Raw genomic sequence first — 14,642 nt, 5'->3', positions numbered from 1 at the left:
GTCGTCGAGTCCAACCGAAGGCAATTTCCGCCTCGACTGGGAGGACAACCGGAGGGGCGCGCTCGATCCGCCCCTCGAGTTGAGCGCTCAACGTACCCGGACGCGACCACCCTGGAGGAACCCTCCGTGCCCTCGAGGAACCCCGGCAACCTCAGTCCAGCGTCAGCCGGAATGCCCCGTACTGGAAGGCATACCAGGGGTCGACCTTGACCACGACGTGGTGGCGCCCCGAGAGCTGCGGCGTGAACTCGCCCACGGAGTTCACGGCCACCGGCTGGCCCGTCGGGTCCAACACCTGGAACATGGAGTAGGTGCCCAGGACCTGGACCCGGCGCAGCTGACCTGAGACCAGGTCGGCCGCGAAGACATCCACGTCGAAGAAGGAATCCAACGCCGCCATGAACGACGAGGGGAAGGTGATGACCGTGGCATGGGCCACGTCGTCCCCATGGTCATCCACGGCGGCCACCTCGAGCCGAAGGTCATAGAAGGCCCCGACGGACGCTTGGTTGACCGTGACATAGATGGGCCCCGCCTCGACTGGATCGAAAAAGAACCGGGTAGGGCCTCCATACTGAATCCGACGCGCCGGCCCGTTGGGCGTCTCGAAGGTGATATCGCACACGGTGCAGTACAAGTCGTAGAGAGTCTGCTCCTGCGCGTAGAAGACGAAGACATCCCGGTCCTGCTCGCGATGCCGCCAGCCCGTCGCGGTCTGCCCCGGCACCAGTACGGTCGCGCCCACTTGCGTGTTCGAGTGGTCGTCAGGCCCCATGTCGGCGGCCTCGATGACGTACGTTCCTGGGTAGCCGATGCCACCGGGCGAAAGCTTCACCTCCAGGGTGTACTGCGCGTCCTCCGTGGCCTCGTGAATCAGATTCCCGGAGTTCGAGGTCTGGAGCGACTGCCCCTGGGCATTCCTGAGCTGGAGGGATTGGGAACTCGCCGTGCCGTTCGTGCGACGGAAACGATAGATGCGCCCCGCCTGGACAGGGAACGTGAACACGTCCACGTCCCCGCGCGTCTCCAGGTGGCCGTCGAGCGTCGTGGAGAACGCGATGGCCGTCGCCACGGCGGCCGAGTCCCCATGGTCATCCAGCCCCAGGTCCTCGAAGGCGCAGGTGTAGGAGCCGACGAAGTTGTCGTGAAAGAGTTCGACGGAATAGCCGCCAGCAGCGGGCGCCTCCACGGAGACACTCGTGCTCCAACCCGACACATGGACCGAGCCATCCACCGCCACCCCAGCGCCGTCACGGAGCAGGAGGCCAGGGCTCGGTGGCGCACTACAGGTGAAGCGATAGAGATGGTCCCGCACCGCCGAGAAGGTGAAGACATCCCGGTCCTTGGCATTCGACACCCTGCCGGTAAAGGGCGTGGGCGAAGGGGTTAGCGGTGTGGCGAACTCCAGCACGTCCCCATGGTCGTCAGCCTCGATGAAGTCGAGCTGGAGGGCGTAGGTCCCGTTGAGGAGCAAGGGCGCATACCAGTCCGGGGTGACCTCTACGCTGTAGGTCCCGGGGTGCGTGGCATTGAAGACGGCTGCCTGGACAGTCGCTCCCGTGGCGGCCCCCACCGGCGAGGTGACATTCACCTTGCAGGGGCTCAGCGTCGTCGACTCGCAACGCACGCGATAGACCGCTCCCCGTGGAAGGGCCAGCGAGAACACATCCCGGTCGAAGGCGTACTCGAGGACGCCCGTAGCAGCGGTCTCTGGGTTCCAGGGTGTGGCGGTAGCGGCCAGGTCCCCATGGTCGTCCAAACCCAGCTCGACGATTTCACAGGAGTAGGGACTCACCGTCACCGCGGGCCGGGAGGAGATGCTCAGGTACGTAGGCTCCGTGACGGCCACCTTGAAGTGGATGCCCACTCCAGGCGGCACCCAGACCCCCTCGGTCTCCGCCCCCTGCATCTGGGCGTTGAAGCGGCGAAGGGTCCACTCCGAGAGCGGGACGGAGAAGCTGCACTGGAAACGGTAGTAGCGCCCAGCCTGGGCGGTGAAGGAGAAGACGTCGTGGTCCCCGTCGAAGTCCAGGGCCCCCACAATGGGGCCGGCCTGGGGATTGACGGGGGTAGCCTCCCACGGCACATCTCCATAGTCATCCTGGAGCAGCGCCCCGCGCGAGGTGGAATGGGAGGTCAGGTCGGAGGACTCACCTCCACACGCAGCCAGCAGCAAGATGCAAAGACACGAGAAGAGGCGTCGCGAATGTAGCGGCATGATGGAACTCCACGAAGCATTTCCGGCCCAGTCACGTAGACGGCGTTGGACTCCAGCACCAGCACCTCGTCCGTCTGCCTTCGCTACGGCAGGCAGTACGAGGTGGGGTACTCGCACCGGTACGGCGTCTGCCAGTACCAGGTTCCGTAGATGCAGATCTGCTGCTGGAACTTCGTAGCCGTCTGGGTGCAGCAGCCGTTGCGCACATACTGGGTCGAGTTGTGCGTGCAGGCCAAAGCGGTCACCGCGCCACTTTCCATCTCGACGGGGACGAGTCCGTCCATGTCATCCGCCGAGAGGGCCTCCATACTCGTGGCCTCCTCATGGGAGATGATGGTGTCTGATGACGACTGCGGTTCAGAGCCAGTGCCGCAACCATAGAGGCCAACCCCAGCACACAAGAAAACCACGAGAGCAAAACAGTTCGACGTCTTCATATTCAAGGCACCCAAGTCATGCGCAACGGATCAGGAGGGTTCGAGCGAGAAGATTCAAATCTCCACTGGAGGTTTCCGGCCCAGGAACAATCCGACGGACTGTGTTTATGTTTGCAGCCAATTCCTGTCAACCAGAGAGGGACGAACGGTTCTTCCCCACTCCAGATGGCACGCAAACAACTGTCTTCACTGTGATGACTGTCCCGTGGCGCCAAGATTTTACAGCCCCTTCGTTGGATGGTCTCGAGTTCTCGGGATCATCCGCGCTGACAGGTACCGCGCTCGGCGGTGCGCCGCCCTTCCCCACTACGACCCGTCGATTCGCGGAGACAGGCAGATGCATGTCGTGGGCATTGTGTCGATTGTCCTTGAGTGCGTGTCGGCTGATCGCCGGAGGACGTTGCCCATCCGTGTGTTGCGCGCCAAGCAGAGGGGAGCAAGAAGGGCGTCGTTCATTCCATGGGGGGACGGTCCATTCAGGGCTCCATCCTGCTCCTCGGAGGAAGACACTCGATGCGAAGCCGTCCTGGTGTGCTGTGGTCGTGGGGTCTGGGCATGACGATGGCCTTGTCGCTGGGGGCGTGTGGTGTCGAGTCCCTGGGGGAAAAGGTCCGTCCTCCGGAGATTGGGGTGTCGCAAGAGGACGACGGGGCATTGACGAGTGAGCGTCCGGAAGCCTCGTTGACGTGGGACCCGTATGCGGACGCGGTGGCGTCGGGCACCACGGCGACGGTGCTCAATGCGAGCGCGGCGCTGGGCGCCCCGGACGGGCAGGCCGCGACCTTGCTGGGATTGCTCAACGCGGCGCTGGTGCTGGACCTCGGCCAGGGCGAAGAAGGCACTGGCGACCTGCGCGTCTACTACCAGGGTCTGTCATTGGCGCTGGTGGCCCAGGTGGACTTCCTGAAGGCGGATGGGACGTTCATCGGCTCCAGCCCGTTGCACCTGGTGGAGCTGGGCCTGGGGACGCATATCGCCGTGGCGACGTACCCGGGGAACGTCCCCTATCGCTACGTGCGACTGAGGGGCGCGGTCGCGCTCTACCTGGTGGACGCGGTGGAGACCTCGCTGCGGCCCGTCTGTGGTGACGGGGTGCTGGGCGGATTCGAAATCTGTGACGATGGCAATCAACTCTCGGGGGACGGCTGCAACAGCGTCTGCCAGGTGGAGCCGGGCTACACCTGCACGGGACAGCCGAGCATCTGCACCGACATCGACGAGTGCACCAATGGGACGGCGAACTGCCAGCCGGGTGAAATCTGCGTCAACACGCCCGGAAGCTACACCTGCGAGCCCGACCTCTGCGTGGGGGTGGTCTGCGCGCCTCTCGACGCGTGCCACATCGCGGGCACCTGTAATCCTTCGACCGGGCAATGCTCCCATCCGGTAGCCCCCGACGGAACGGCGTGTGACGACGGCAACGCCTGCACCCAGCCGGACACCTGCCTGGACGGGGTCTGCGCCGGCCCCCCGTCCGCCGACCCGACCAGCGGTCTGGCCCACCGATGGACCTTCGACGAGGCCAGCGGCAGCACGGCCCTGGACTCGGCGGGCGCGTCGAACGGAACGCTGGGCAGCTCCTCGTCGCGGACGGTCAGCTTCGACGGCTCCGGTGCAGTCACTCTCTCGCCCACTCAGCGATGCGATCTCAACGCCCACGTCGACTTCGGCCTCGCGCCCGGGCAATTCGGGACGGGCGACTTCACCGTGAGCTATTGGCTGCAGACGACCTTCAACAGCGCCGGCACCGGAGATCTCATCGGGAACCGAGTGGCCGGGAGCGCAGGCAACTTCCTCGGGGCAAGGCTCAACGGCGGCTCGTCGCTAGCGTCGCTCGAGATGTACGAGAACGCGGCAGGCGCCAACGGTGCAGGCGTCAACGTCTCTCCGTCGCCGCTCAACAACGGTAGCTGGCACCACGTCGTCTATACCCGCGGAGGGACCTCGCTCAAGGTGTACATTGACGGCGTCCTGGTCGGCTCCTCGACCAGCGCCGCGCCGACGAACCTCACGGGCGCCAATTCGTTCCGCATCGGCCGCAGGCTGCCGACCTGCCCGAGCACCTTCTTCAGCATTCCGGCTTCGTTCGACGATGTCCGGATCTACAGCCGCGAGCTCACCGCCTGCGACGTCGCCGCGGTGAACACGCCCTAGCAACCAGGGCCCTGGCCCGCCACGGACTCTCGCCAGAGTCCCCCGCCCTTCTCGGCCCTACGGCGGACAATGAAAACGGCGGCCTTCTAGCGGGAAGGCCGCCGCTCTCACTGCTTCGGGCTCCAGACTCCCGAGCGGTGGTGAGGGTGCCCACCGCCACGTTGATGGCCTGCGGCGCTCGTTCTCCCGCGACCTCACTGCGACGACCGGGAGATCTCCCTCGGGCTCATGCCCAGGAAGCGGCGCAGGCAGCGGGCCATGTGGCTTGGGTGTGAGAAGCCCGCCTCCATCGCGATCTCCGTCCGGCTCTTGCGCCCTTCCATCAAGCGCAGCCGCGCGCGCTCCACGCGACGCTCCAGCACGAACCGATGAACCGGCAGTCCCGTGGCCTGTTTGAACAGCGGCTTGAAGTGAGACAGGCTGAACCCCGCCACCCTCGCCAGCTCCCGCAGCGTCAAATCCTCGTCCAGGTGCGCCTCGATGTACTCGACCACCTGCCGCAGCCGCCACGCCGGCAATGCGTGGCGACGCTTGGGTGCTGAGTCCTCCGTGGGGGACTGCAGCGCGAACAGCCGTGCGGCGAGCGCCGTCGCCAGGCTGTCCACGAAGAGCCTCCCACCGGGATATCCATCGTGGTCCTCGGCCTGCATCATCCAGCCGATGCGCTCGACCTGCGCGTCCCGGATGTGGATGGCTGGATCCAGTGCCGCCTCTTGCTCCCCCAACCCCCTGGCCTCCGCGGCCTCCCTCATCAGAGCGGGCGTCAGCCGCAGGAGCAACGACCGCGCCGGGCCCGACAGCGTCCACCGCGTGCTCGACCCCGCCGGAACCACGCAGAACTGACCGTGGATGCGCGCCGACTGACGCTCGGCCTTCCCCACGCGATACGTCACGGGGACCGGCTCCCCCACATGCAGACAGAGGACGTGGCGGTCATCCACCGGCGAGTCGAACCGACCGGAGGGAACTGGAGAGGTGAGCACATCAAGCAACGGCGTGCGCCCCAGGCCAAGGCTCTTCAGCAGCACGGCCGGAAGGCTCGGGTAGCACGAGGGTCGATCAGTCATCGCGGGAACCTTCCTTTTGGGACTGCCGGGCCGCAACACGGAAGGTCATCCGTTTGTGCCCGAGAACGGCCAGGTGTGCGCGCGCCGAAACAAGAGGGCCGCAATCATCGACACGTTCTCTTCCACCGGAGCTCCCCCATGAGACGTCGGTTCTTCCTCACATCCGCTGGTATCGCCCTCGCGGTCAGTACGCTCGGCGCTTGCGCATCCCACCCGGAGTCCCACCCCACCATGGCTGGCATCACGGCGGCCCAGGAGACGGACGCGGCGGCCTGGCGGGCGGCGCGACGCTTCGCTCCGCTCTCATTCGGAAAGATTGCCTACGTGGAGCGCGGCTCGGGTGACGCGGCCCTGTTCCTCCACGGAGCCCCCCTCAACGGCTTCCAGTGGCGCGGCGCGTTCGACCGGCTGTGCGACGTCCGGCGCTGCATCGCCCCTGACTTCATGGGACTGGGCTACTCGGAGGTCCCCGAGCACCAGTCGCTGGCCGCCACCGCCCAGGTGGACATGCTCGCGGCCCTGCTCGACTCGCTCGGCGTCTCACAGGTCGACATCGTCGCCAGTGACAGCGGCGGCGCGGTCGCCCAGCTCTTCCTGGTCAAGTTCCCGCAGCGGGTCCGCACCCTCCTCCTGACGAACTGCGACACCGAGCCGAACAGCCCTCCGCCCAAGGTCATGCCGGCCATTGAGCTGGCTCGCGCTGGGACGCTCGCGTCCTCCACCGCGGCGTGGCTCACCGACCCGGCCATGGCCCGCTCGACGTTCGGCGCGGCTGTCTTCCAGCACCCCAACACCCTCACCAACGAGGTCATCGAGACCTACGCCTCGCCCGTCGTGAGCTCGCCCAAGCGACAGGCGCAGTACCACGCCTTCCACAAGGCGATGCTCCCCAACCCGCTGGCGGGAATCGAGGCGAAGCTCCTTGGCGCGCGCGTCCCAGTCCGCATCGTCTGGGGTGAGAACGACGACATCTTCTCGAACGAGGACGCGCACTACCTCGACCGCACATTCCCCGGCTCCCGGGGGATCCGCTTCGTGCCGGGCGGGAAGCTGTTCTTCCAGGAGGAGAACCCCGACATCATCGCCGAAGAGGCCCTCCGCCTGTGGAAGGTCGACTGAATGCGTCCATCCTCCCGCCGCGCGCGGCCAGTGGGCTACTCGCCCTTGGGGGCGTAGAACTCCCTCGGGCCGGCGAGCCACACGGTGGTACCCGCCGTGCGCTCCAGCAGTTCCTCCGCCAGCTCGGCCCAGTCCTCATACGGGCCCATGGCATCCACGCTGGAGGGCACGTAGCCGAGGAACTTCTGGGGGCCGACGGCGAGGACTGTCGCGGAGGGCGCGCGGTACGGGCCCTCGGTGTGGATGCCGTAGACACCCCAGGTCTTCCAGGAGCGACTCAGCGCGTCGTAGCGCAGCGGCGCGCAGCTCGTCTCGGCGATTTGCTTGGCATCCTTGTCGCTCTCACCCGAGCAGACCTGAAGGCTGTCACCGAGCTTCACGTCCTCGAGCGGACAGGAGACCTGGAGGGAGTGATTGCAGTGGCCGATGGGGCTGGGCGTGCCGCGGTCGCTCCAATAGGTCTGGATGAAGGCCGCCAGGCCCTTCGGGTCCTCCCACTGGATGGATTCGCCCAGACCCTGGAGGACGACCCATGGCACCGCAGTGGCTTCCACGAGTGACCCGGCCAACCGCTCCTTCTCCGTGGAGTATCCGATGGGCTCCATGCTGAAGGGGACGAACGCCACATAGCCGCCCGACTCCAGGGCCGCCAGGGTGCCGGCGCCGTCGAGCGAGACGCCGCTCCCCGTCGAACCTCCCGGACGTCCCAGGACACCGCCGTTGTTGCCATTGCCAGCCCCCGGCGAGTCCTTGCTGGCCCTATCACAGAGGATGGTGCAGGAGGTCTCGGCGTCCCTGTCGGCCCACGCCTGGCTCTCGTTGGAGCAGCCCATGGCGGAATCGAAGCTGGCGACGGTAGGGGGAGTGCAAGTACAAGGTTTGTAGGTCGCCCTGTACTTGCAAGCCGCCTCGACCCACGGCGGCGGGCCTCGACGGTCGTAATACCCGACGCCGATGACGCCCCCGGGCGCACGCGCCTGAGCCGGCGTGCTCCAGGTGACAGCGCTCAGGATGGACAGGAGCGCGAGCAGGGAAATCCTCGACGTGAAACGAATCAAGCGCGATTGCGGGAACATGTGACCTCCATCGGTAATTCGTACGAAACCCCAGACAGTCCACTGACTGCGGCTGGACAGCCATGGCGCGCCCCTCTGGACGGGCGCATGCTGACTCTCCGGCGCTCAGCTCCCAGGCCCGTTGGGCCAGGAAGTAGCTCGCGGAACGTACGAGAACCTGTTGAGTAAGGGCATCACCCATAAGGGTGACGCCCTCCCGAGCCAGTCATGAGGGGACAGTCGTCACCGTGCATGGGACACCTGGCTGTCTGTCTTCACGAACCGGCTGAAATGAAAACGGCGGCCTTCCCCAAGGAAGGCCGCCGCTCTCACTGCTTCGGACTCCGGACTACTGAGCGGTGGTGAGGGTACCCACCGCCACGTTGATGGACTGCAGCGAGCCGGAAGCCGGCAGCGCATGCGCCTTGATGACGTTCAGCGGCACCACGGTACCGGCCGGCGTCTCCGCGTTGGCCTCCACGGTCAGCGACACGGACAGCAGCGCGCCGTCGTAGGCGTGCGCCGGAGCGTCCTTCTGGTACACCCCCACGCTCAGCCTGCTGCCCTTCACACCCGACTTGAGCAGGTGGGGCGCGGCGCCGAGCTCGTAGCCACGGTTGGCCACGTACTCGGAGCCGTCCACGGTGGACCAGGACGCGGTGGCCGCATCCAACCCCAGCGTCAGGTCCGCGCCGCGGCCGGACTGGCCCGTGGGGCCCACCAGGTCCAGCACCAGCGTGTTGCCCGAGGACAAGCTGGCGTTGCGAACCAGGCGCCAGCCCGTACCCGTGGGGTCCACGTAAGCCACCGTGCTGGCGACGGGCACGGTGATGACGGCGGAGTCCGTCTTCGACGCATCCGCCACGCTGGTGGCAGTCACCGTGTACGTGCCCGGCCGGCCTGGCGCGGTGTACACGCCCGTGCTGCTCACGGTGCCGTTGGCCGAACCGCCCTCGACGGCCCAGGTCACCGCGACGACGGAGGTGCCCGTGACTTCGGCCGTGAGGTTGACGACGGCTCCCGGCCCCACGGTCGCCGTCTTCGGAGTCACACTCACCGCCACCGTCGGAACGACGATGGGGTCCACGGTGAGGGTGGCCGAGTCGGACTTCGTCGGGTCCGCCACGCTGGTGGCCGTCACGGTGAACGTGCCCGCGCGGCGCGGCGCCCGGTACACGCCCGTGCTGCTCACGGTGCCGTTGTCGTCACCGCCCGCCACGGCCCACTGCACCGCGAGGTTGTTCGTCCCCGTGACGTGCGCGGACAGGGAGAAGGAGCCATCCTGCTCCACCGTGCCCGTCTTCGGAGAGACGGTCACCGCCACCTCCTCGACGACGACAGCCTCCACTGTGATGGAGGCGGAGCCCTTCTTCGTCGGGTCCGCCACGCTGGTGGCCGTCACGGTGAACGTGCCCGTCTTCTTCGGCGCGCGGTACACGCCCGTGCTGCTGACGAAGCCGTTCGCGTCGCCACCTTCCACGGACCACTGCACCGCGAGGTTGTTGGTGCCGGTGACCTCGGCCGTCAACTGGACGGTGCCATCCCAGGTGGTGCTGCCCGACGAGGGGCTCACCGTCACCGTCACCTCCCCGACGACGACAGGCTCCACCGTCACGGAGGCGGAGCCCTTCTTCGTCGGGTCCGCCACACTGGTGGCCGTCACGGTGTACGTACCCGGCGCGTTGGGCGCCGTGTACCGGCCCGTGCTGCTGACAGTGCCGTTCTCGTCGCCACCCTCCACGGACCACTGCACCGCGGTGATGGAGGAACCGGAGACCTCCGCCGTGAGGTCGGTGGAGGTCCCCTGCCCGATGGTCACCACCTCCGGCGTCACCTTCACGATGACCGTCGGAGTCTGGACCGCCTCCACCTTGACGGTGGCCGTGTCCTTCTTCGAGGTGTCCACCGCGTTGGTGGCCACCACGGTGTACGTGCCAGCCTCGGCCGGCGCGGTGTAGATGCCCGAGCTGCTGATGGTGCCGTGGGAGTCGCCTCCCTCCACCGACCAGAGGACACGCGGGTCCTTCGCGTCCTTCACCGAAGCGCTGAAGGTCGCCTTCTCACCGGCCTTCACCGTGACGGTCTTCGGAGTCACCGTCACCGGCCCCGAATCGGAGTCGGAGCAGGCCACCAGCGCCCCAATCAGGAGCGGAACAATGAGCTTCATCCACGTTTTCATGGGGTTACCGTCCGAACTGGCTGACGAAGAGGGAGATGTCGCTGTCATTCACGGAGCCGGCGCCGTCGAGGTTCGTCTCCTCGGAGCCGTTGGTGCCGTAGTCCTGCGCGAGCAGGCCCATGTCCTCTCCGTCCACGACGTTGTCGCCATTGATGTCGCCCGTGTAGACCCGGATGGCCGCCACGGCCTTCGCCGTCGGCACCACGACGCTCACCGCGGACACGTGGCACAGACCACGGACCTGCGGCGCGGCGTAGACGCCATTCTCGTTGACGGTGCCGCAGATGCGGCCCTCCGCCACGGACCAGCTCACCGTCGTGTCCACCGCGTTCGCCACGTTCGCCTGCAGGGCGACGGAGCCCCCCACCGGCACCACGTGCTGCGCGACCGAGAACTCCACCGAGACGGGGTGGAGCGTGAAGGGCGTGGTCGCCTTGGACCAGTTGCCGTAGGCGTCGTACGCCACCGCCTCGAGGACGTGCTCCCCCGCCGCCAGTGGAATCGGGAACAGCGGCAGCGTGTACGGCTCGGACGAGCTCCTCCCCTTCAGCGCGCCGTCCACGTAGAACTCCACGTAGGCCACGCCCGTGTCGTCGGTGGCCTCGGCCCGCATCGTGTAGTTCTCATACAGGCCCTCCACGCTGGCGGTGATGTGCGGCGCGCCCTGGTCCTGGATGGTGGAGTTGCGCACCTCGAAGGTCACCGTGCGCTCCGTCGTGTTGCCCGCCTTGTCCGTGGCCGTCGCCTTGAACTGGTGCGAGCCGTTGGACAGGCTCCGCGTGTCGAACGCCGTCGCGTAGACGCCCTCGACGTTCGTGAACGAGCTCACCGGGGTGCCGTCCACCTGGAACGCGAGGGTGGGCGTCCACACGTTGTCGGTCACGGAGGCCCGCAGCTGCACCGTCCCGTAGCTTCCCTCGACCGATGCGGAGAGCGTGGGGCTCTGGAGATCCGCCTGGGTCGAGGTGACCAGGTTGACGTCGTCCAGGAAGAACTGGGTGACTTCGTCGGGGACTTGCGGGGCCGCCGTCTGGTCCACGTCGAAGAACAGCTGCACCGTCTGGCCCGCGTAGGCCGTCAGGTCGAAGCGGTGCTGGATGTACTCCGCGTTGGTGTCATCCACGTTGGAGAGCGTCCTCAGCGTCGCCAGCTCGGTACCGGCGGAATCCCGAACCTTCGCGCTGAAGGTGTGACGGGCCACCGCGTCGGTGAACGCACCGTTGTAGATGCGCAGCCAGAAGCTGAAGATGGCCGAGGTCGCGGTCGCCGGAATGGCCACGGACTGACGCACGGAGTGCCGTGCCGGACCCGCGTTGGTCCAGAAGACATACATGCGGGTGCCGGTGTGCGCGAAGGACGCGCTGCTGAAGATGCCCGCCGAGCCCGACAAGGTCGTCGCACCCGTCCAGCTCGCGGAGGTCTCGAAGCTGGGATTGAGCACGCGCTGCGTGGCGGTGGTGTCCACGTAGAACGTCACCGCGGGAGATTCCCCCACGTTGCCGCCCGCGTCCGTGGCCCGGGCGACGAGCGTGTGCGCGCCGGCCGTCAACGAGGAGAGGGGCGCGACCCGGGCGAACGATTTGACCGAGTTGCCCAGGGACACGCCGTCGACGAGGAACTCCACCGCGTTGACGAAGCCGTTGTCGGACACGTCCGCGAGGTAGCCCACGCGCGTGCCGGAGAAGAGCACGGAGGCCCTCACCCGGGGCGCCTCGGCATCCGCCGCGTGCGTGACGCGCAGCGCGAAGTCATCCAACTGGAAGCTGGTGGCGACCGAAGCGTTCTCGCGGCCCTCCACGAAGATGCGCACCGTCTGGCCCGCGTAGGCCGTCAGGTCCACGCTCTGCTGCACCCAGCCCGGCGTCGCGTCCAGGTTGGACCACGTCGCCAGCGTCCCCAGCACCGTACCGGAGGTGTCCTGTATCTGGAGTGTCAGCGTGTCGCGGACGGCGGTGGTCGTCGTCTCGGAGGTGATGAGGTTGAGGAAGAAGGTCAGCGAGGCCCGGGTGGCGCCGGCGGGAATGGTGACGTCCTGCCACAGCCGGTCGACGTGCGTCGTGCCCCAGCCGTTGAGCCACACGTAGCCCTGGCCAGAGTGCGTGCCGGAGGAGACCGGGAAGTTGATGTTCTCCGGCGGGTCCGCCATCCAGCCCTGGCCGGCCAGCTCGAAGCCCGGATCGCTCAGGAGCTGCTCGAAGCTGTTGGAGACGGTGAAGCTCGCGGGAGCGGACGCGGTGGAGTTGCCGGCCGCGTCGTACGCCACCGCCACCAGCTGGTGCGCGCCGTTGGACAGCGGGGTCGCGTCCAGCGGAATCTGGTACGGCTGGGCGGAGAGGTTCCCCGCCAGGGCGCCGTCGACGAAGAACTCCACGCGGGCCACGCCGACGTTGTCGTCGGCCTGCGCATGCAGTTGGAACTCGGGCGCGCTGCCAGAGACGCTCGCGACGACGGTGGGGGCCGTGCGGTCGTCGTACGTCCCGGCGGTGTAGCCCACGTTGATGGCCGCGAAGGCGTTCTGCACCGCGCGGTACTCGTTGGACTGGGAGCCGAAGAGGTCCGCCGCGGCCTGGAGGCTGCTGGTGCGGGCCGACATGTAGTTGGACGACGGGAACAGGTAGACGGTGAGCGCGCGGTACCAGATGGCCGCCGCCTTGTCGTTGCCGATGCCCCTCATGCCCGTGGGCAGGTAGGTGCTGGAGTAGTCCGTGCCGATGGCCAGCGGCTGCGCGCCCTGGGACAGGAAGTAGAAGGCACGGTTCATCGGGCCGCTGCTGAAGTGCACGTCGATGTTGCCGAGGCCGGGGTACCAGGCATCCACGCTCGCGCCGTCCAGCGACGGGCGGAACATGACGCGCAGCGGGAAGGCACTGAGTTGCTCGGCCATGAGCCAGTTGCCGCCGGTGTCACCAATGGTGCCGCCGCGGCCGTTGGCCACCCAGAACTCCGTCAGGGTGCCGAAGATGTCCGAGTTGGCCTCGTTGAGGCCGCCGGACTCACCCTCGTAGATGAGGCCGGCCGTGTGCGAGGCGACGCCGTGGGTCATCTCGTGGCCCGTCACGTCGAGCACGCCCATGGACCTGAAGCCGCCAGCGGCCGGGAACGAGCCGTCGCCGTAGCTCATGCAGAAGCAGCCGTCACTCCAGAAGGCGTTGTCGTAGAGGTTGCTGGCGTGCACCCGGTTGTAGGTGGGCGAGCCGAAGCCGTCCACGCCGTCGCGGCCGAAGATCTTCTTGTAGAAGTCCCACGTCGCCAGGAGGCCGTAATGCGCGTCGACAGCGGCCGTCTGACCGTTGGCGCTCAGGGTGTTGTTGGCGCCGACGATGTAGTTCTGCCCGTCGCCCCAGACGTTGTCGGCGTCGGTGTAGAGGGTGAGCGTGGGAATGACGCCGTTCTGCACGGCGGCGTGGTTGACGTCGTAGGTGCGGATGCCCTCGCCACCGGCGCGCGTGACGTCGCGCAGCTCGAAGAGGCCCTGGGGGTTCTGGAAGACGTCCAGCGGGACTTCACCGCTGTATTGCGAGCGGCCGAGGCCCTTGGCGGCGGCCGTCTGGAGCGAGCTCCACTTCTTCAGCACGTCGCCCGAGTGCGCGTCGATGATGAAGTCCGTGTGCTTGACGCCGTCCTTCGCGTTCTCCAGCTCGGTGTGCACGTGGTACGCGAGCCGGTAGGCAACGACCTGCGTGTCGAAGTCCGCCGCGTTCTGCTTCGCGACGGGCTTGCCGGGGTAGCGGTTCACGAGCCGCGTCTGGGGGTAGACGATGAGCTCGCTCTTCGGCGCGACGCCGAACTCGCCCTTGGGCGCCAGTTCCTGGGTGGCCTTCGCCACCGCGGACTTCGCGTCCAGCGTGGGCGTCACGTCCAGGCGGATGCCCTTGCGCAGGCCGTCGCTGGTGAGGCGGATGTCCCCCGCTGACAGTCCCTGGTGGGTGATGGCCACGGCACCCCATACGGGTACGCCCTGGTATGTCTGCGCGAAGCGCGCGTGCGTCTGACCAAAGGAATCCGTGCTGGAGCTGGACAGCTGAAAGCCGTCCCGCGAACCCAGCCCGAGTTTGAGGCTTTGCGTCTTGAGGTTTGCCAGGGATTCCGCCACACGCGCTGGCTCCCGGACCTGGAGTTGCGTCAGCGTGGGGAGGGAAACAGGGGTGAGCTTCTCAGCCGCGAGGGAAGAGCTCGCCGAGAAAAGACTGGCGAGGAGCAGAGGCCACCGAGGCCACGGCTTGGGCATTGAATTGACTCCACACAGCGTTCAGGGGAACTCCCGCCGTCGGCACCCGTGGTGGCGTGCCGCCGTCGGAAGGATCACGCTCATGGCGGAGGGGCCGAACAGCCTCGGACCTTTGCCCCGTGGGGTCCATGGTCAGCGTAATTATCCGCCAGCATACATTATCGAAACCCAAATGAAATGGGGGG

General features: G+C 67.1%; 8 protein-coding genes. 2 read left to right on the top strand and 6 right to left on the bottom strand.

The window, feature by feature from the left end; genetic code table 11:
- Window positions 1-151: 151 nt before the first annotated feature.
- Together G4D83_RS22890 and G4D83_RS22885 are read right to left on the bottom strand one after the other, a co-directional pair.
- Complete coding sequence (locus tag G4D83_RS22890; RefSeq protein WP_163866939.1) at window positions 152-2,218, bottom strand: hypothetical protein; 2,067 nt, start codon at window positions 2,216-2,218, stop codon at window positions 152-154.
- Window positions 2,219-2,301: 83 nt separating this feature from the next.
- Window positions 2,302-2,463, bottom strand: a complete 162-nt coding sequence (locus G4D83_RS22885) for a hypothetical protein (RefSeq protein WP_163866938.1) — start codon at window positions 2,461-2,463, stop codon at window positions 2,302-2,304.
- A 705-nt stretch (window positions 2,464-3,168) separates the two neighbouring features.
- On the opposite strand from G4D83_RS22885, the gene G4D83_RS46345 reads away from it, so the two are divergent.
- Window positions 3,169-4,809 carry a LamG-like jellyroll fold domain-containing protein gene (locus G4D83_RS46345; RefSeq protein ID WP_240356509.1) on the top strand — a complete coding sequence of 547 codons (1,641 nt, stop codon included), beginning with the start codon at window positions 3,169-3,171 and terminating at the stop codon, window positions 4,807-4,809.
- Window positions 4,810-5,003: 194 nt separating this feature from the next.
- On the opposite strand, the gene G4D83_RS22875 is transcribed toward G4D83_RS46345, so the two are convergent.
- Window positions 5,004-5,876, bottom strand: a complete 873-nt coding sequence (locus G4D83_RS22875) for an AraC family transcriptional regulator (protein WP_163866937.1) — start codon at window positions 5,874-5,876, stop codon at window positions 5,004-5,006.
- A 231-nt stretch (window positions 5,877-6,107) separates the two neighbouring features.
- Here G4D83_RS22875 and G4D83_RS22870 point away from each other — a divergent pair, with 231 nt between their 5' ends.
- Complete coding sequence (locus G4D83_RS22870) at window positions 6,108-6,995, top strand: alpha/beta fold hydrolase (protein WP_240356508.1); 888 nt, start codon at window positions 6,108-6,110, stop codon at window positions 6,993-6,995.
- A 35-nt stretch (window positions 6,996-7,030) separates the two neighbouring features.
- On the opposite strand, the gene G4D83_RS22865 is transcribed toward G4D83_RS22870, so the two are convergent.
- From G4D83_RS22865 to G4D83_RS22855, 3 genes are all read right to left on the bottom strand, one after another.
- Complete coding sequence (locus G4D83_RS22865) at window positions 7,031-8,071, bottom strand: hypothetical protein (RefSeq protein ID WP_163866935.1); 1,041 nt, start codon at window positions 8,069-8,071, stop codon at window positions 7,031-7,033.
- Window positions 8,072-8,399: 328 nt separating this feature from the next.
- On the bottom strand, window positions 8,400-10,217 hold the full coding sequence (locus G4D83_RS22860) for an Ig-like domain-containing protein (protein ID WP_163866934.1): 1,818 nt from the start codon (window positions 10,215-10,217) through the stop codon (window positions 8,400-8,402).
- A 16-nt stretch (window positions 10,218-10,233) separates the two neighbouring features.
- Window positions 10,234-14,322, bottom strand: a complete 4,089-nt coding sequence (locus tag G4D83_RS22855; RefSeq protein WP_163866933.1) for a M4 family metallopeptidase — start codon at window positions 14,320-14,322, stop codon at window positions 10,234-10,236.
- Between the last annotated feature and the right edge of the window lie 320 nt (window positions 14,323-14,642).

Source organism: Myxococcus eversor (assembly GCF_010894455.1).
GTDB classification, from domain to species: Bacteria; Myxococcota; Myxococcia; order Myxococcales; family Myxococcaceae; genus Myxococcus; species Myxococcus eversor.
This window is presented reverse-complemented; position numbering and strand designations above follow the sequence as displayed.